This window comes from Natrialba sp. INN-245, from assembly GCF_009807105.1.
Lineage (GTDB): Archaea > Halobacteriota > Halobacteria > Halobacteriales > Natrialbaceae > Natrarchaeobius > Natrarchaeobius swarupiae.
Genome location: NZ_WUBV01000063.1, coordinates 459487 through 477383, shown reverse-complemented (window position 1 = coordinate 477383; position 17897 = coordinate 459487). Strand labels below are relative to the sequence as shown.

20 protein-coding genes and 1 tRNA gene are annotated in these 17897 nt (G+C 63.4%); 11 read left to right on the top strand and 10 right to left on the bottom strand.

The genetic code is table 11. The features are described 5' to 3' along the window. Positions 1-6: 6 nt before the first annotated feature. Together GRS80_RS18845 and GRS80_RS18840 are read right to left on the bottom strand one after the other, a co-directional pair. Positions 7-288, bottom strand: a complete 282-nt coding sequence (locus tag GRS80_RS18845; RefSeq protein ID WP_160048874.1) for a hypothetical protein — start codon at positions 286-288, stop codon at positions 7-9. A gap of 109 nt (positions 289-397) precedes the next feature. Next, positions 398-1414 (bottom strand): asparaginase, encoded by a 1017-nt coding sequence (locus tag GRS80_RS18840; RefSeq protein WP_160049092.1) that lies wholly within the window; start codon positions 1412-1414, stop codon positions 398-400. 298 nt (positions 1415-1712) lie between these two features. Here GRS80_RS18840 and GRS80_RS18835 point away from each other — a divergent pair, with 298 nt between their 5' ends. Next, positions 1713-2036 carry a ferredoxin family protein gene (locus tag GRS80_RS18835; protein WP_160048873.1) on the top strand — a complete coding sequence of 108 codons (324 nt, stop codon included), beginning with the start codon at positions 1713-1715 and terminating at the stop codon, positions 2034-2036. Between the two features lie 50 nt (positions 2037-2086). Here the strand turns inward: GRS80_RS18835 and GRS80_RS20545 are convergent, their stop codons facing one another. Both GRS80_RS20545 and GRS80_RS18830 read right to left on the bottom strand, forming a co-directional pair. Beyond that, positions 2087-2251 carry a DUF6757 family protein gene (locus GRS80_RS20545; protein WP_200840426.1) on the bottom strand — a complete coding sequence of 55 codons (165 nt, stop codon included), beginning with the start codon at positions 2249-2251 and terminating at the stop codon, positions 2087-2089. A 44-nt stretch (positions 2252-2295) separates the two neighbouring features. Continuing rightward, a complete protein-coding gene (locus GRS80_RS18830; protein ID WP_160048872.1) occupies positions 2296-3087 on the bottom strand; it encodes a PHP domain-containing protein in 792 nt (263 codons plus the stop codon). A 151-nt stretch (positions 3088-3238) separates the two neighbouring features. On the opposite strand from GRS80_RS18830, the gene GRS80_RS18825 reads away from it, so the two are divergent. Continuing rightward, on the top strand, positions 3239-3526 hold the full coding sequence (locus GRS80_RS18825) for a DUF2795 domain-containing protein (protein WP_149079614.1): 288 nt from the start codon (positions 3239-3241) through the stop codon (positions 3524-3526). A gap of 54 nt (positions 3527-3580) precedes the next feature. Here GRS80_RS18825 and GRS80_RS18820 read toward each other — a convergent pair whose 3' ends face one another. Next, entirely contained in the window at positions 3581-4588 is a 1008-nt protein-coding gene (locus GRS80_RS18820; RefSeq protein ID WP_343161655.1) for a DUF5784 family protein, read from the bottom strand. Positions 4589-4719: 131 nt separating this feature from the next. Here GRS80_RS18820 and GRS80_RS20540 point away from each other — a divergent pair, with 131 nt between their 5' ends. Then, positions 4720-4893, top strand: a complete 174-nt coding sequence (locus GRS80_RS20540) for a DUF5786 family protein (RefSeq protein ID WP_200840425.1) — start codon at positions 4720-4722, stop codon at positions 4891-4893. 99 nt (positions 4894-4992) lie between these two features. On the opposite strand, the gene GRS80_RS18815 is transcribed toward GRS80_RS20540, so the two are convergent. Beyond that, positions 4993-5946, bottom strand: coding sequence for a YkgJ family cysteine cluster protein (locus GRS80_RS18815; protein ID WP_160048871.1), 954 nt, complete (start codon positions 5944-5946; stop codon positions 4993-4995). A gap of 170 nt (positions 5947-6116) precedes the next feature. Between GRS80_RS18815 and GRS80_RS18810 the strand changes: the two genes are divergently transcribed. Continuing rightward, the gene (locus tag GRS80_RS18810) at positions 6117-6359 is read left to right on the top strand and encodes a hypothetical protein (protein ID WP_149079618.1); all 243 of its coding nucleotides are present in this window, start codon (positions 6117-6119) and stop codon (positions 6357-6359) included. Between the two features lie 184 nt (positions 6360-6543). On the opposite strand, the gene GRS80_RS18805 is transcribed toward GRS80_RS18810, so the two are convergent. Further along, positions 6544-6633: transfer RNA gene (locus GRS80_RS18805), tRNA-OTHER, on the bottom strand. 117 nt (positions 6634-6750) lie between these two features. Between GRS80_RS18805 and GRS80_RS18800 the strand changes: the two genes are divergently transcribed. The 4 genes from GRS80_RS18800 (at position 6751) to GRS80_RS18785 (ending at position 11474) form a co-directional block, all read left to right on the top strand. Beyond that, entirely contained in the window at positions 6751-8634 is a 1884-nt protein-coding gene (locus tag GRS80_RS18800; protein ID WP_343161654.1) for an ATP-dependent DNA helicase, read from the top strand. Positions 8635-9427: 793 nt separating this feature from the next. Then, positions 9428-9646 carry a HalOD1 output domain-containing protein gene (locus tag GRS80_RS18795; RefSeq protein WP_160048870.1) on the top strand — a complete coding sequence of 73 codons (219 nt, stop codon included), beginning with the start codon at positions 9428-9430 and terminating at the stop codon, positions 9644-9646. A gap of 206 nt (positions 9647-9852) precedes the next feature. Further along, complete coding sequence (locus GRS80_RS18790) at positions 9853-10686, top strand: type IV toxin-antitoxin system AbiEi family antitoxin domain-containing protein (protein ID WP_160048869.1); 834 nt, start codon at positions 9853-9855, stop codon at positions 10684-10686. Further along, positions 10683-11474: a nucleotidyl transferase AbiEii/AbiGii toxin family protein gene (locus GRS80_RS18785; protein WP_160048868.1), complete on the top strand. Its 792-nt coding sequence runs from the start codon at positions 10683-10685 to the stop codon at positions 11472-11474. The genes GRS80_RS18790 and GRS80_RS18785 overlap by 4 nt, the downstream gene beginning before the upstream one ends. A 654-nt stretch (positions 11475-12128) precedes the next feature. Here GRS80_RS18785 and GRS80_RS18780 read toward each other — a convergent pair. Both GRS80_RS18780 and GRS80_RS18775 read right to left on the bottom strand, forming a co-directional pair. Further along, positions 12129-13271, bottom strand: a complete 1143-nt coding sequence (locus tag GRS80_RS18780) for a class I SAM-dependent methyltransferase family protein (RefSeq protein ID WP_160048867.1) — start codon at positions 13269-13271, stop codon at positions 12129-12131. Next, positions 13264-14496 (bottom strand): 60S ribosomal export protein NMD3, encoded by a 1233-nt coding sequence (locus GRS80_RS18775; protein ID WP_160048866.1) that lies wholly within the window; start codon positions 14494-14496, stop codon positions 13264-13266. Before GRS80_RS18775 ends, GRS80_RS18780 begins: the two co-directional genes overlap by 8 nt. A gap of 613 nt (positions 14497-15109) precedes the next feature. On the opposite strand from GRS80_RS18775, the gene htpX reads away from it, so the two are divergent. The 3 genes from htpX to GRS80_RS18760 all read left to right on the top strand — a co-directional run bounded on the left by htpX (position 15110) and on the right by GRS80_RS18760 (position 16783). Continuing rightward, positions 15110-15994, top strand: a complete 885-nt coding sequence (gene htpX / locus GRS80_RS18770; RefSeq protein ID WP_160048865.1) for a zinc metalloprotease HtpX — start codon at positions 15110-15112, stop codon at positions 15992-15994. A gap of 90 nt (positions 15995-16084) precedes the next feature. After that, the gene (locus tag GRS80_RS18765) at positions 16085-16345 is read left to right on the top strand and encodes a hypothetical protein (protein WP_160048864.1); all 261 of its coding nucleotides are present in this window, start codon (positions 16085-16087) and stop codon (positions 16343-16345) included. A gap of 42 nt (positions 16346-16387) precedes the next feature. Further along, complete coding sequence (locus GRS80_RS18760; protein ID WP_160048863.1) at positions 16388-16783, top strand: hypothetical protein; 396 nt, start codon at positions 16388-16390, stop codon at positions 16781-16783. Between the two features lie 25 nt (positions 16784-16808). Here GRS80_RS18760 and priL read toward each other — a convergent pair whose 3' ends face one another. Beyond that, entirely contained in the window at positions 16809-17894 is a 1086-nt protein-coding gene (priL, locus tag GRS80_RS18755) for a DNA primase regulatory subunit PriL (RefSeq protein WP_160048862.1), read from the bottom strand. Positions 17895-17897: the final 3 nt, after the last annotated feature.

The window sequence follows — 17897 nt, the reverse complement described above, 5'->3', positions numbered from 1 at the left end:
GGACGACTACTGCGGATCCTCGCGAAGTACCGATTCGATTACCTCGAGTTCGGCCTTCCGGAACGGACGATCGGCGTCGTCCGGATCGTCGTTCAGTTCGCCGACCGTCGAGCGGATCCCCGCACGCATCTGTGACTTCGGCGGTAGCGGGTTCGTCTCGATCTCGTCGTCAACGGCCTCGCAGATCGCGGCGAGCGATTCTTTCGTAAACGCGGTCGACTCGATGCGCTCGTACCTCCCCACGGCGAGTCGGATCTCGTTTCGGAGCTCGTCGACGGTTCGTGTCATATTGGACGAACGACTGGAGCCGTCGTGTAGGTTCCGGTCGTCTGCGTTGGGACGTCGACTACTATCGCCACTTCCGCTGGCCGTCGCCGGTAACGGCCGAACCGATCCGTTAGGTCGATCGGCCGAGCGAATCCACGTCGTCGAAGGCCGCTCTGACGCGTTCGATCGCCGACGCCGACTCCCCGTCGGCAATCGCGAGAACGGTGCGAACGCGTGCTTTCCAGGGCGGGAGGTCGCCGCCGCCGATCGCGCCCGCGGCACGGAGCGTTTCCCCGCCGCCGGGGCCGCCGTACAATCCGGCGGTCTCACCCTCGTAACAGCGGGACGTGAGCACTACGGGAACGTCGGCGGAGAGCGCCGCCTCGAGGGCGGACCCGAGTTCACCGGTCGTATTTCCGAGACCGGTCCCGGCGACGACGAACCCGTCGACTGCGTCGGCGGAGAGCGCGCGTTCGACCTGTCGTCCGTCGACGCCCAGCGCGTTCGTCACGATCTCGACGCGCACGTCGGGGTCGAGACGCGCGCCGGGGATCGGACTCGAGTACCGGCCCGGTTCGCGCAGGAGTCGTAGTCCTGCCGGGGTTCGCTGCGCGACCGGTCCCGCACCGGGCGAACTGAACGTCTCGAGTTTGCTCGTGTGGGATTTGACGACCCAGCGGGCGGCGTGGACCGCGTCGTTGAACGCGAGATACGAGCCGCCAGCGTCGCAAAATCGCTCGTCGACGGCGGTTCGAACCGCCAGCTCGAGGTTCGACGGGCCGTCGGTTCCGAGTTGATCGAACGGTCGCTGCGCGCCGGTGAAGACGACTGGGAGGTCGCGCTCGGAGACGACGTCGACGTAGTAGGCCGACTCGGCCATCGTATCGGTTCCGTGGGTGACGACGACCCCGTCGACGTCTCCGGCCGCCTCGACGCCATCGACGATCCCCGTCGCGTTCTCGGCGTCCATCTGAAAGCCCGAGCGCTGGCAGATCGGTTCTACCGAGAGGGCGGCGTGGTCGGCGAGTTCGGGGACGGCGTCGACGAGGTCCTCGCCCGTGACCGTGGGCGTTTTCCCGGTCTCGTCGGCGTTGTCGGCGGTGCTCGCGATCGTGCCGCCCGTCGTGAGGATGCGGACCCGTGCCATCGTGCTCGGATAGGTCTCTGCGAGGCCGTAAGTAACCGCGGTCTCGGTGCTCCGTCGCTCTCGATCCGTGTCGTCCCATCCGACGTCGAGTCGCGCGCCCACCTCGGTGAGTCTCTGCCCGCGGATCTCGAGCCGAGCGTTCTCGTATATAAACTGTCGATCTCGGTGCGATTTCGGGATCGGACGGAGACGCCTGTTTCACACGAATTTAGGAGGACCTAGCTCGAGACGCCGTTCGCTCGAGTTTAAAAAGCGTCCGTACTTTTAAGTGTGCGCCACCCGTCCGTTCCTGTTAGCAATGGCCATAGATCCACAGTTCCACGAGAGCCGCGAGCAGGTCGGTGAAGAAAACGGTGTCGCCGTCTGGGGTCCCGTCGACGAACCCGAGGAGCTCGGCATCCGCGGGACCCACGTCGCGGTCGACTACGACCTCTGTATCGCTGACGGTGCCTGTCTCGAGGACTGTCCGGTCGACGTCTTCGAGTGGGTCGACACGCCCGGCCACCCCGAGAGCGATCGCAAGGCCGAACCCACCCACGAGGCCCAGTGTATCGACTGCATGCTCTGTGTCGACGTCTGTCCGGTCGACGCGATCGACGTCGACGCTGGCCGAACGGCCTAATCAGCGGAATCCGCGAAAAGACGGCATTATACGAACGATAACTGGCCGTATCACTCCGCACGGTCGACGTCGACTTTCTCCTTGAGCGTCTCGAGCCCATCGCCCTCGGCGAGTTCCTGCAACCGCTCGCGGAAATGTTCCTCGCAGAGACCGACCTTGACGCCGTCGGATTCGGCGGCGAAGGCGGCCGTGCGGTCGCAGTAGTGGCAGTTCATACCACCCCGTATGAACTCGGGTACATTGAACCCTCCGCTCTCGGTTACGATGGACGGTATCTTTGCGACAGTTCGAGTCGGTCGTACTCGTCCCGCGAGAGTCCGGCCAGACCCAGCGTACCTTCGTGAGCGTCCGAGCCACCGGTTACGACCAGATCGTGTCGGTCGACAGTTTGCTCGACTCGCGCGAGATCTACCGCACGGTCGTAGGGGTAGTGTACTTCGACGGCGTCTAACGTCGTCGCTCGAGCGAGTGCTCCCTCGAGGTCGTCGTACCGAAGCGGATGCGCCAGTGAGACGAGTTCGGCCGCCTCCGAGAGCACCTCGCGTCCGCGCTCGAACGAGGGGATTTCGCGGGCGACGAAACACGGACAGTCCGAGCCGATGAGGTGGTCGAACGCTTCCTGATAGTCGTAGTTGGTGTCGGGATGGTCGTCGATCGCTCTCGCGACGTGAGGACGACCGAACCCCTCGTTCGCGGTCAGACCCAGATCGACGCCGAGGCGGTCCTCGACGCAGTCGACGATCGCCCGTCCGCGCTCGATACGGTTCGTTTGAATCCGATCGGTTATCGCCGTGACCTCCTCGTTCGGCTCGATCCCGTATCCGAGCAAGTCGAGGCGCTGCCCGTCGTCGGCCTCGACGCGGAGTTCGATCCCGTGGACGATCGTCACTCCCTTGCGCTCTATCAGTGGCTCGTCGAAGGGCTGTACCCGATCGTGGTCGGTTACGGCGACGACGTCCACTCCGGCGCGTCCGGCCGCCGCGGGGACCTCCTCGAGTTCCAGACTGCCGTCCGACCGGGTCGTGTGGACGTGCAGATCGGCGTAGGCCATAGCTCACCTGTATGCTGGGGGCGGTATAGCGGTTTCTCTCCCGACCGGCTCCGGTCTCTAGAGAGATACTAGGAAACTAATCCCTACCCCAGCGCTAGTAATCCTACATGCACAATGTTTATAATCATTGTTCACCCAAGACAGAGATGTAATGCTGCTCAACGGCACCGGCGAGGTCATCGACGACTACGAGTATCCCGCAACGACCGAGGAACTGATGGCGGAACACGGGGACCGCGTCCTCGAACTCCCGAACGGAACCGAGACGGTCGAAGACGTACTCGCTCGCCTCGAGTCAGAAACCTTCCACTCCCCCGAAGACGCACGATTCGCCGTCTACTCCGCGGTCAGCGACAAGGCTATTGGCCGCGTCGGCTACAGCGATCGTGATCCGACTCCGGTCGGCAGTCCGTACACGCCCGACGCCGTGTCGTTCTAGGGACGGAACTGTTCTTTCTCGAGTCGGCCGAAGACCGACCGCTCGAGCGGATCGTCAGTTCAGAAACTCGAGCGCGTCGGCGAGTTCGAGCGGGACCGCACCTTTTCGGTACCCTTCGACGTGACCGTTCGGGCGGGCGCGGTAGACAACTGCGGGGCGGTGACGGACGTCCGGTTGTTCGGCGCGGACGGCGTTCCAGGTGTCGTCGCGAAACGACGAGCAGTCGACGAACAGGACCGCGCCGCCGCCGTGTTCGGCGAGTTGGCCGTTGACTTTCGTCTCGGCGGTGTCGCGGACTGCGGCGACGGGGCCCGACGCCGCACGGTTTTTCGGCGGTTGCGGGCGGGTCACTTCGACGAGGACGTTCGTGTCACCGTTCCGGGCGCGGAAGTCGAGTGAGTGGCCGGTCGTGACCTCGATCTCGGGAACGACGTCGTAGCCGGCATCGGTCAGGATCTTCGCGGCGACGAACTCGCCCATCGCGGCGCTCATCCGCACCCGATCGACGTGATCGCTCGTACCCAGCTTTCCGGCCATGACGTGTCTGTACTCGTCGAGGACGCCCGTCGAGAGGAAGTCCTCGAAAAAGCGCGTCGTTTCCCGACGACCCGCGTCGGGGAAGCCAGCGGCGTGTTCGCGAAAGAACGACCGGGTCGACTCGCGGCCGTCCTTGGACATAAACACCGGCAGGAAAAACCACGAGATGTACGGATAGTCGGCGAGCCAGGGGTCCTCCTCGTGGAGCGTCGCGAGCAGCTCCCGCTGGGTCCACCGGGAGACGCGATACGGAATCTCCCGCCAGCCGAACTTGTCAGTCTTCCACAGCGCAGACGGGGTCTCCGTGTTGCCCATCCAGTAGGCCTCGCCGTCCGTTCGTGCGAACAACGCGAGGTCCCCGTTTTGCATCTCGAATCGGTGCGTCTCCCATCTACCCCCGATATCGAACTCAGGGGTCACCGACTGCGCGCCGATGTTCGACCGCAACGGCTGTAGAATCTTCCGTCGAACGCGTTGCTCGCTCCAGTCCGTGGGCGAATAGCGAAAGCGAAGCGGCTGAGCCACATCGGACCTACGCCGTAGGTCGGGATACGTGTTACGAGCGAGGCGCCACCGTTTCTACCTGCTTCCGTCGCTGAAACCTGATGGACCGTTACATTGATATGCGTTACCGCCCTACAGTGTGTGTAGCTACCATGTCAATGGGTGCCTATGACGAAGATGAACACGAGCGCCGCGAACAGCAGGCCTCGAGAGTAGATGCGGATTTCGACGACGAGCGGACCATCTATCACGGCCAGGTCGAGTACGACTCCGGCGACTCCGCGGAAGCGCTGCTGAACAAGTTCGAGGAGATCAAATCGGAGTAGTGGTTGCAGCCCCGATTTCTGTCGGTTCCCTCTCGTCGTGAGCCGGTGGCTTCTCCTCCCGAATCGACGGCCGTCTTCCTCGAGGTGTCGGACACTACCTCACTCGTCATCGAGTGCATCCCATCCCGGCGTCTCCGGTGCACCGCGACCGACCTCGACGTCGGCTGCGACCCTCGGCGACGGTACGGGTTCGTCCGCGTTCGCCCGACGCTGCTGCCACTCGTCGATCGCGGGACCGATCCACGACTCGCGTCGACTGTCGCGGTCGTCTTCTCCCGGTGATCCACCGTTCACCGTCTCGAGCGCTCGCTCCCTGGCCCGTTCGTAGTGGTGATCCGAAATCGCGATCGTCCCGGGACTCGAGGCGGCCGCGACAGCGATCGTCTCCGCGCGGTCCTCGGCGGTCGTCGTTCCCGACGCCAGTCGCTCGATGGTGCCCTCGAGGGCCGCCGGCCGCGGGTGACAGAAGAGTTTCTCGCCGATCGCCGCGTCGCCGAGTAACAACCCATCGAGATCCTCCCTGACGCTCGCATCGAGCAGGCGGTCGCCGCCGAAGGTCTCCTCGACGCGTTCACACTCGGCCGTCGCCTTAAGTGTGAGGGTGTGTGCCGGGTAGGCACCACACTCCTGGGGAAACAACGCGCCGCCGTGGACGCGACACTGGAGCGTCGTCGGATCGAGGAAGACACAGGTTGGCAGCCACGACGGCTCCTCGCGGCCGAACGGTGCGACGGGTTTGGGCGGTTTTCGGAGGCCGACGAAGAAGACCGGACGACCGGCGACCGCGGCCACCTGTCGGCCGTCGATCTCGACGCCTTCGCGCTCGTCTCGGGCGTCCCAGAACCGTGGCGTCAGGGCGTCCGCGACGCCCTGATCGAGGTACGTCCGCACCGTCTCGCGGGTGAGCGCGACGAAATTCGGATCGTCGTCGATCGGATCTCGATTGCCGTCCCCGTCGCGAATCGATCCGCGGGCACGATCGTACGTTCGGTCCTCGAGCAGCCCTCGCCAGTCGAGACAACAGCCCGCACAGCCCTCGCAGTTCACCTCCATACTCGTCGCTATCACGTCGGTCGATTTATACTATCGGCCGGTTCGATCGACCCGGCGACGCTCGCTCGCTTTCGAGGGAGGACCGACCGGCACGGCCCGGCGTCGAGTCGCCCGGAACTCGACTCGTTCGTGGGACAACGACTTTCACCGTTCGGAACCGACGTCCGGCTATGGCAACGGACTCCTGTGACGGCTGTGGCCGGTCGGTGTCGCTCGCCGGCGGTATCGCCAACATCTGGACCTTCGGCGAGGACGACGGCAGCGACGGCACCGCGATGACACTGGAGTTCGAAGACGGGACCTCACACTTGCTGTGTTATCCCTGCATTGGGGCACTCCCGGACGATCCGACCGCCGCGGACGTCGACCGACTCGAGCAGGTCGACGAGGAAACCTCTCGGCTCGCGGAGTGACCGCTCTCTTCGCTCGAGGACGACCGAGGACGACACCAGCGACGTCGAATACGGTCACGCTCGCGTAGGTGCTGGGTGACAGGAACGAGTTGGGTGACGAGGATGGACGGCGTGACGAGGTCGGGGAGTGGTGGCGAGGATGGGGTGACAGGGGTGGATGGCGTGTCGAGAGACGACACTGGAGCGGAAGGGGTGGGATTCGAACGCCACGAGGCAGTGATGCCGCCGCGGACCCGGAGGGCACCGCGGTGCTCTCCCGCTGAGCGACCCTTCCGCAGTAGATCAGTGGCTCGATTCGGTGTTTGTAATCGGCCAGCTACCGCCGGGTAGCCGGTCCCTTCCAGCCGGCGGTCCGTAGCCTTTAGGGTGTGACCGCGCCGTGACTTGAACGGTGAATCCCGAGCGGATCTTCGAGGCGTTTCCCGCGCCGAGCTATCGCGGGAACCAGAAGCGAGCCCTCCACGACATCCGAGACGCCTTCGCGGCCGGAAACGACGTCGTGTTAGTTCGCGCGCCGACGGGAAGCGGGAAGTCCCTGCTCGCACGCGCCGTCGCCGGCTGTGCCCGGACCGTCGAGGAAGCCGAGCCGAGCGAGGCGTCGGGGGCGTACTACACGACGCCGCAGGTCTCCCAGCTGGACGACGTGGCGTCGGACGACCTGCTCTCGGATCTAAACGTCATCCGCGGGAAGTCGAACTACACTTGCATCCTCCCGGAGGAGCGAAACACGCCGGTCAATCAGGCCCCCTGCGTCCGCGAACGTGGCTACGACTGTTCGGTCAAACACCGCTGTCCGTACTTTTCGGACCGAGCGATCGCGTCGAACCGGGAAATCGCAGCGATGACGCTCGCGTACTTCATGCAGACCGCGGGAAGCGAGGTCTTTCGCACACGCGATGTGGTCGTCGTCGACGAGGCCCACGGCCTCGCGGAGTGGGCCGAGATGTACGCGACGATCCAGTTGGGCCCTCGGACCGTACCGTTCTGGGACGAGCTTCGGGTCCCCGAGGTCGACCGCGTCGAGCGGGCGGTGCGCTACGCCGAGAACCTCGCCCAGACCTGCGGCCGCCGGAAGGACGACCTGCTCGCCCAGGAGGCGCTTTCGCCCGCGGAGGTCCGCGAGCGCGACCGCCTCCAGGAGCTCATCGGCGAACTCGAGTGGTTCGTCTCGGACTACCGCGACCCGGAGAGTCCGACGACGTGGCTCGTCGACCAGTCCGAGCCTGCGGGGAGCGCTCGAGGGCGGGACGGCGACGGAAGCGAAGGCGACGATCGAGAAGGCGAGGACGACACGGGCGGCCCGCTGACGATCAAGCCGATGAACCCCGAAAAGTATCTCGCCCACACCGTCTGGGACCGCGGAAACAAGTTCGCCCTGCTGTCGGCGACGATTTTGAACAAGGAGGCGTTCTGCCGGCAGGTCGGCCTCGAGCCGTCGGCCGTCGCCCTCGTCGACGTTGGGCATACGTTCCCCGTCGAGAACCGGCCGCTGTACGACGTCACGCAGGGGAAGATGACCTACGAGCACCGCGGGGAGACGACGCCGAAGATCGCCCGCACGATCGTCCGGGTCATGCAGGCCCACCCCGACGAGAAGGGCCTCGTCCACGCCCACTCCTACGACATCCAGGAGCAACTCGCCGACCATCTCCGGGATTTCGGCGTCGGCGACCGAATCCGAACCCACGACCGCGACGGCCGCGACGCCGACTTAGAGGAGTGGAAAGCCAGCGACGACCCCGACGTCTTTCTCTCGGTGAAAATGGAGGAAGCGCTCGATCTCAAGGGTGACCTCTGTCGGTTCCAAGTCATCTGCAAGGCCCCGTTCCTCAATACCAGCGACTCCCGCGTCGCCCACCGACTCGAGGAGGGGCAGTGGGCCTGGTACTTCCGGTCGGCGCTGCGGACGGTCATCCAGGCCTGCGGCCGCGTGATCCGTGCCCCCGACGACTACGGGGCGACCTACCTCGCGGACTCGAGCCTGCTCGATTGCTTCGAGCGCGCGCGGACGGATATGCCCGACTGGTTCGCCGACCAGGTCGATCGGATGGAACGGCCGTCGCTTCCGGAGTTCGAACCGCGAGCGGCGCTCGAGGCGACGTCGACTCGAGGCGGACGGGGTCGCAGTACCGGAACGAGCGCGAGTGCAGACAGCGCAAACGGAGCAAGGGGTGATTCCAGATCGTCGGACGGTCGCGGCGGGCGCTCGCGGCGTCGATCCCGTCGGTCCTCGCGCTCGAGCCCGCTGGCGGACGTCTGGGACACCGACGGATAGCGGTCGCTGGCAAAGCGGCGTCGTGGGTGTGATCGACTCGTCGCTCGTCACTTGTCACTCGCACTCGAGCGGGAGTGCAGTTGCGAGGAACGGTGTGTTCTCGTGACAACGGGTATTGGTGGACGATTGATGGATGATCGATTTCGACGTGAGATCGCCGGGGTGTACGCTGCGTACACTGGCGGCGAGGATTTCCACACCCTCCCCAGCCGACTCGCTCGCTTCGCTTGCTCGTCCCTCGCGTGACTTCGAGCCGCGTCTCACTGGTCGTTCGCCGCGGATCAGCACGCGCCACCGCGGCGGTGAATTGATCACTTCGAACGAGCGGTGAGTTCCCTCTACTGACCGAATTGGAATCCGTCTCGCTGGTGTACAAACTGTTCTCTCACCACGACACTCAACCAGCCCAACCGGTCAGTATCCTAACGTTCTTTACGAATGATTACGTACCCAATGAATGCGCACGAAAGTGCGCTGAGCCGGAGTCAGCCACCAAGCATACACTCCGGCTCAAACACCTGCCCCCGCGTCGCGGGAGCAATCCACCATTGACGTTGGCGAAATAAAGACCTGCCGACGTCCCGTCGGACCAGGAGCGTTGCGTCCGGTTCGTTCGTTGGGTTGCGTTCCGTCGCGTCGGGGCCCAGAGAGCAACGAAACATGGCCTCGAGAGTAACCATCCACTGCGATTGTGGAACCGACCTCCGCGCGACGACGACCGACGAGCCGGTCACCTGCCCCGACTGCGAGTCGACGTTCGCCGCGAGAATCATCCAGATCCCCGACGAACACGATGCATCCAGCTATTTCCACGGTACTCGAACGTGTCGCGGCCCGTGACGAGTGCGACCGCACGGCGTTGCCGCCGCTGTACGAGGCCGTCGACCCCGGCGCGCTGGCCGCCGTCCTCGAATCCAACGCGGACGTCACCGTTCGCTTCGTGTACGCCGGCTACCGCGTCGTGATCGATACCGACCCGCTCGAGGTGGAGGTGATCGACGGGGATCGGTGATGACGCGGACGGTCTGCTGTCAGTCAGTTTCGGTGCGATCGCAGGACGGGTCGCGGTTACACGGTAAATCCTTAGTGAATAGAATTTTTCTGACTGCTTTTAGAGTTTATATGCTTGTAGCGACTCTGGAGTCGATTTTAACGACAAGGACATAACAAGCACCTTTATATCTGAATGGATTTAGACTCTATGTATACTGAGCGGCTATGGAGCCAACAAATGAGTCGGAGACTCAAAGAAAAAGTCTGTCGACGCGCGAATCCCGAGCTCTCTCGCGACTTGCAAGTGAGGGTCGACAGGTCATCACTATCGATGACATCGAGGATACGCTGGACATTCCTCGAAAATCAGCGAAGGATATGGCGTACTCTCTCAAAGAGAAAGGCTGGCTGGAGCGTCTCGCTCGAGGGAAGTACATGATCCTGCCGCTCTCTGCTGGAGAGAATCCAGTGTACACAGAACACGAGTTTGTGATCGCTTCAGCACTCGTGGATCCGATGTACATCGGCTACTGGAGTGCGATGAATCATCACGGTCTGACGGAGCAACTATCGCGGACAGTGTACTTCGTGACGACAAAACGAGTGCAACCACGCGAGATTCATGGTGTTGAATATCGGCCGGTATCGGTCACTGAGCAGAAATTCTTCGGCTATCAACCGACAGTGGTCGGATCGACGCAGGTGAACATCGCCAGCATCGAAAAGACGCTCGTCGACTGCGCCGACCATCCCGAGTTCTGCGGTGGAATCGGCGAACTCGCCAAAGCGATGCAAAACGCGACGGAGAAGCGCTGTTCGTGGAAAACCGTCGTCGAATACCTTCGCCGAGTCGGAAACGGTGCTGCAACGAAACGCATCGTCTATCTCGCTGACCAACTCGATATCGAGCTCCCGGAGTACCGGGATCTCGTCGAGAATTTCACGACTGGATACCCGCTTCTCGACCCGACTCGAGAAGCGACGGGTACCCGAGACAGCAAGTACCAGCTGCGGCTGAATGTAGAACCTGAAGCGTTCCTTCCAGACGACTTTGCATGATCACTGATACACGACTGAGACAGTTAGCCAGAGAGCTAGACGTTCGTCTGGGTTACGCGGAGAAGAATTACGTCAACTCGTGGATCCTGTGGGCGATCTATACCAGTTCGTATGGCGATAATTTGCTGTTCAAGGGCGGCACAGCTCTCAGCAAGCTCTACTTCCCGGAGACGTGGCGATATTCAGAAGACCTCGATCTCGGTGTCGAAGGTGACTATCGAGGTAGCGAGGAGGAGCTGGCACTTGCATTGGACGACGCAGCAAGGCGATCCGGGATCGACTTCGAGGTCACCCAACATCGCGAGTTGCGGAACGAGGGCTATCCGACCCATTACGTCGACATCGACATCCAGTACAACGCCGTTCTTGGTCACAGGAATACGACGAGTTTGGACGTCATGATTGACGAGTACGTAGCGTTCGATTCCGTCGAGCACACGCACCAGTATGAGGACACGCGTGAGTTCACGTTGACTGCGTACAGCCTCGAGGAGATCTTTGCAGAGAAACTGCGAGCGCTCTACCAGCGGTCACAAGCGCGTGACTACTACGACTTCTATCGGATGATTACAGAAGCCGACGTTGATGACTCTGTTATCGTGCCAGCCTTCACGAGGAAGTGTGAACACGACGGCTTGGAAATCAACCTCGAGGAAGGGCTTCCGAGCGAGAAGCGTGCTGAGATTCGTGATGGCTGGCAGAATACACTCCCCGATCTCGTTGCTGATCTCTCCGAGTTCGATTCCGTCTACGAAATACTCGAGGACTATATTGAATCACTGACGTAAATCCGCTAGATCGAATCCGTCTGCTCGAGTGCGTTGATTGCTCCCCAGTGAGATCAATTCGAACAGGGTAAAAGCCGCGTTTCGTGTAGATCTTTCATCTAACCTGAGCTGAACTACCTTCATTACACGTACTTACTGACCGCTCCCCGCCGTGTACATATCCGCGAACGGAGTGAGCGATCCACCGCCGGAGCCGGGTGAAACCCTGCGACGGCGGCCTTTTGGCATCAACGGGTTTTGTCGGGGGTTGAGGCTGGTGCCGAAGGGACCAGCCGATGCCCCCGGTAAAAGAGGTTGCTCTACTGCCCGAATCGGAATCCATATGACTGTTGGGTAGCCGATTCGTGACCTCGAGTATGCCCGTCAACGCGGGCTGGAGAGTACACTCGTGAGGGCCACGCGCTACGCCGACGAGCGTGAACCCGGCTAGAAGAGGTGCATCGCGGGCATCGCGATCATGGACGTCGCCATGAGGACGGCGAACATCACCGCGATGAACTTGTTACGTCTGTTCATACGAACCGCTTGTGTCTCCGGGAGCATGAATCTCACGACCGCCGGCCTGTCGCGGTGGGGCCCGTTTCCCTCGAACAACTCCGAATCCACCCGTCGAATCCTGCGTCTTCCGTCGAACTCCACGTCTTCCCGTCGCAATCACTCGAGTCGCGCGTCGATCACGCAGTGGGCCACGCCAGCGCTGTGGCTCTTCACCCGGCGCTTCTCGAGCACCTCGAGCGTCCGACCCGACCCGGTGTCGGCGACCGCGCGTTCGAGGCGCTCGAGCGGACGCTCCCAGAGTCGTGACTCGGGGGTCGCCTCGTGGTAGTGAACGACCCCGCCGGGGGAAAGCGCCTCGAGTGCGTGGGGGAGATACTCGTGAGCCTCCTCCGCGCGTTCGCCGTGGCCGCGTTCGTCCGTCCCGTCCGCGCTACCGTAGTAGCCCATGACGACACGGTCGGCCTCGAGCCGCCCCGCGAGGTCCCGACAGTCGGTCATGTAGGCGTCGACCCGGTCGGGAACGTCGTTCAACATCGCGTTCTCGAGAAGGTAGCGAAACGCCGTCGGGTTCAGCTCGGTCGCCGTGACCCGTGCGCCGGCTCGAGCCATCGGGAGCGTGAAGTAACCGATGCCGGCGAACATGTCGAACACCCGCTCGTCGGCCTCGACCAGTTCGCCCATCCGGGCGCGTTCGGCCTGATTTCCGGGCGAGAACATCACTTTCGCGGGATCGAGCCCGTAGCGCGTGCCGTGTTCGGTGTGGATCGTCTCTGTGTCCGACTCGCCGGCGAGCAAGCGCGTCCGAGGCTCGCGGTAGGTGCCCGCGGTCCCGTCGTTTTCGATCCCCTCGTCGGCCAGCACGCTGTCGGCCTCGCCGTGGAGTTCGAGCAACGCCGCCGCGAGTTCCGTCTCGTCCGGACAGCCATCGGGAACCGAGACGACCACGACGGAGCCGATCACGGCCCACGATCCCGGCGCGGCGGCCAGGGCGTCCTCGTCCCAGCCCCGCTCGGCGAGTATGTCCTCGAGATCCGAACTTCGGGGCTCGGGATCGACCTGCCGGACGACCTCGAGCACCTCGGTTGCCGACGGCGGCTCCGTCACCGGGAGCGCGACTCGGTCGGGGCCGTCCTCGCGCACGCGCCTCGAGTCGTCGTAGACTCCTTCGACGCGAAGCGACTCGATCGCCGCCTCGGTGCGGGGTTTGTCGACGATGACCGCGAGCGGGGTGTCGGTGTCCTCGCCGGTGGCGTTCGATGACGGCTCGAGTGCGGTCTCGTCCTCTACTCCCTCACGCATCGGTCTCGCCACCCTCGCGGTTCGCGTACGGGTCGTACGGCGCGTTCGCGTCGGCATCGTCGCCCACATCCGGATCCGAATCCGGGAGGACGTGCAGTCCGACGCGACTCTTCAGGACGGGAACCGTCTCCGCGTCGGGATCGAAGTACTCCGGTCGGGCGACCGTCTTCGCCTGATACGTCTCGGGGTCGAGTACCTGAACGGCGTTTTCGTCCTCGACCGTGACGACCGTGGTCTCGACGCCATCCTCGCGTTCGCCGAGCTTTCGCGCGTCGGGTGCGTTCCCCTCCTCGTAGCTCGCCTCGTACCGTTCGCCGGTGCGCACTCGAGTACCTTTGAGGTTCCCGCGGGCGCTGCGGACGAGAACCGGGCCCTGGTCGTCGTCCGCGAGGTCGATGACGTCGCCGGGTCGATACGGCGGGAGGCGAACGGCGAACGTGACCCGGTACACCTCGTTGCCGTCCTCGTCCTCGGTGACGAGCGTCTCGGCGTCGTTGACGGTGCCGCCGAACTCCTCGACCATCTTGTTCGAGATCTTCTTCCCGATCTTGTTGGTCGAAACCTTGATGTTCAGCCCGTCGTCGACCTCGCCCATCTCGGTGACGAACGCGTTTCGGTCGCCGGTTGCCTCCATCTCGGCGACGGTCGTGTTCGCGATCTCCTTTGCGCGATCGATCTCCTCGGTCGTTGGCGTCCGTTCGTCGGCGCGAATCTGGACGATGCTTGCGTAGTAGTCGCCGGCGATCCGGCCACAGCGGGTACAGGTCTGGCGTGCGATCCTGACCGGGACCGTCACCTGTTCTTCGACTGGCGTCCCGCGGGCGACGCCCGTGAAATAACAGTGCATCCGGATCGTGTTCTGGTCGACCTGCTCGGGTTCGACCTGCCAGGCGACGTCCTCGACGTCGACGTGGACGCCGAGGGCCTCGCTTACCTCCTCGATCGCGACGTCGGTGTAATCTTCTGCGCCGACGTCGACCCACCGGTTGCCCCGGTGGACGGCCCCACACTGGGCGCAGACGCGGACGTCGATCTGCTCCGGTGCGTCCACGAAATCGAAGTCGTCGAAGTAACACGCATCGCAGATTTCGACCTCCGAACTCGGTCGGAGTGGATCCGACCCGCCGTCGTCGGAACCGTCCGAATCGGCCTCGTCGTCATCGCTCGCCGACCGATCGGGCATCGGTTCCCCACACCGGGGACAGAACGCACGAGACTCGTTCATGATACCTCCGCTTGGGGTTTGGACGTGTTATACTGTTCGCTGTGGGGACGGACTCGAGGCCGATTGCGTCCGCCGGTCACCCGCGAAACAGATCGCTGGCGCTCGACCGTATCTCCGGATTGCTGTCTGCTGTTTCCGACGCATCCGTCCTGGGGGTCGCGGGTCCGCCGAGAGATCGGGACAGTAATCCGCATCGGATCGGTTCAGACGGACAACAGACCGTATCAGTATCCCATCGCTCGTATCGGTGTTTTTCAGAAATTGACAATTCCAGGCGAAACGAGGGGGTTCGATCGGGTGTGTGTGACCCGACCCGTTCCCAGTCCGGTCGAACCGCCACGGTCGAGTCATGCGATTCCCTTCGTGGGCGAGTGTCATCTCGGCTGGGCCCCCTCCGCTTCCACTGCGTCGATCCCCGCGAACGACGTTTGTCAGACGCTCGTCAGACGACCGATTTCGTGACTATGTCAGACGCCCCCACGTGCCGTGGTCTCCATGCGAAATGAAGGGGTTCGACCACGACCTCGAGAGAACCTTCAAAAGTATGTCAAAATGGGTCGACCCACGGCGCGTCGTCACGTCACTTATCTCCGTTCAGACCATACGCGAAGGTATGAACTGGCAGGCGGACTGGGGTCTTCGGTTCCGGATGTTCCTGACGATGTTTCTGTTGTTCGCGTTGTACATCGTCTTTGCGAGCGCGATTACGCTCTATATGGGTGGTGGAATGGTCGCTTTCGCGCTCATCTTCGGCGGCTTCTCGCTCGTCCAGTACTACTTCAGCGACACGCTCACGCTCAAGAGCATGGGGGCCAAGGAGGTCTCGGCCGAGGAGTATCCACAGCTTCACGCGTCGGTCGAACGACTCTCCCAGCAGGCCGACCTCCCGAAACCGAAGGTCGCGGTCATCGACTCGAACGTTCCGAACGCGTTCGCGACCGGACGTAACCAGAAAAACGCCGCCGTGGCGGTGACGACCGGACTCATTCGAACCCTGAATCAGGACGAACTCGATGGCGTCGTCGCCCACGAACTCGCACACGTCAAAAACCGGGACATGATGGTGATGACCATCGCCTCGTTCCTCTCGACGATCGCGTTCATGATCGTCCGCTGGGGCGCGTTCTTCGGCGGGGGTGGCCGTGGAGGGAATCGCGGCGGTGGCGGGGTTATCGTCGCTATCCTCGTCTCGCTGCTCGTCTGGATCGTCAGCTACCTGCTCATTCGAGCGCTCTCACGGTACCGCGAGTACTCCGCCGATCGCGGTGCGGCGGCGATCACCGGCAACCCCTCGGCGCTGGCTTCGGCCCTGCTGAAGATCTCCGGCGAGATGGATCGCGTCCCGAAAGACGACATGCGCGAGGAAGCCGAGATGAACGCCTTCTTCATCATCCCGATCAAGTCCGGCGTCGTCGGCCAACTGTTTAGCACCCACCCGCCGACCGAAAAACGCGTCGAACAACTCCGGGACCTCGAGCGCGAGATGACGGCGATCTGATCGGCCGGCTCGAGATCCGCTCTGGACGCTCCCCGTCTCTCGCCCGCCCTTCGAAGCGCTTTTGACCTGACCGACGAAACCGTCTTTGTAATGCTCGACCGTGAGCAACTCATCGAAATCGTCGTATCCGTCTCGTCTATCGTCGTGATGCTCGGGGCGATGATCTACATCGGGACGGAGTACGGCACCGACACCGGTGTCCTCCAGCCCGACGGAGCCGAGCTGCTCGTTTGGACCATCGTCGGCTTCATCTTCCTGCTTACTGCCGTTGGAATCGCTCTCGCGTTCGTCCTCAACGATCCCGAAGACGGACTCGAGGACGACGACGCCGACACACAGAGTGCGGCCTGACGCCTGCGCCACCTTTTTTACGTTCTGTGTACAATGTGACACATGAGCAGTGCTGACTCGAGTGTGAGTGACGACACCTCTCGTTGGTACCTCCTCGACGTCGCCGTCGTCTTCGTTCTGCTCGGCTCCTCGGCCCTGTTGCGTACGCCGTCACTGGTCTCCCCGACGACTGCGGTCGGTGTGGTAGCGGTTCTCGCCGGTCTCGTCGCGGTGTTGCTGTGGCGACGTCCCGGACCGGGTGCTGGCGTCGACTCCGCCGGGACAGACTCGAGCGACGATGACGCCAGCGACTCGGGCGTCTGGAACGCGATTCCGCGCTGGCAGTACGAGGGTCGCCACGTCGAGTCGGGCGGACTCGCCCGCGGCGAACAGGAGCAGGCGCTCGCGGACATCCAGCGACAGGCGGACGAACTCTCTGACGATCCGGATCGGAAATAAGCCGATCTCGAGCCGACCAAACGGCTTAGTCGCCTGCTGACTCGGCCTCGTCCGCCTCCCCTTCGCGCCAGTCCTCGAGTTCCTCGTCTTCGGCGTCGTCGATGCGCTCCTCGTAGTAAGCCATCGGGTGGGGAATCCGTTCACAGAGGTCGTCTTTGTTCACGCAGTCGCCGTACGATTGCATCGTCGCACACGAGGGCGGCGAGTACTCCGTCGGCGAGGTGTCGCCGCGGATGTGGTCGGTCTGGTAGCGGGTCATCTCCTCGCCGAACGACGAGTTCACCCGGTAGAGATCGACGATCTCGTCGGTGGTCATCCCGATGCTCGCCAGGAAGGCGGTGATGGCAAACCGGGAGTGATGTGGGAGGTGTTCGCCCTTCTGGATCCGATCCAGGAGCGCCTTCATACACGGCGGGAACAGGTCGGGGACGACGGTGTCGATCTCGCGGGTCAGATCGAGGTCGGCCAGTATCTCCCGGACCTCCGCGGCCTCCTCCTCGAGGTCGGTCGCGATCGACTCGGGGACGTCGAACGGTAAACCGTCCTCGATTCGTTCGCGGATCGCCTCTCGAAGGAGCGCGAGGAGCTCGCCCTCGTCGACCGGCACCTCGCCCCGTTCGAGTGGCTGGTTGACGAGCCGCCACTCGTCGTCCCACAGATCGGCGGCAAGCGGGAGGTAGGTGCCGACGTCGATGCGGTACTCGCCGTCGACCGGGCCGTGGATCGCCTCCCGAAGGTCGAACTCCGCGAACAACGCCTCGAGGTCGAGCCCCGCCGTCTCCACGCTCTTCAGTTCCGTCGTGTCTTCGATATCTTCGACGAACCGGTCGTACGCCGTCGCGGCCTCCGCGCGGGCGTACTTCCTGACGAGCACGTTCTCACCGACCATCGAAACGAGGACGCGCGCGACGGGATAGGAGAGCAACTCGACGCGGTGATCGCGATGGGGTTCGCCGGTGTCGCCGTCCTCGAGTGCGGTAATCACGCGTTGTGTGGCGCGGTCGACGACCGCCTCCTCCCGCTCGACGACGGTCGCGAGATCGACCGCCTCCGTCGCGACGGTCTCGCGGGCCGCCTCGAGGAACGGGTACCGGGCGTGCAGTCGCTGCATCGG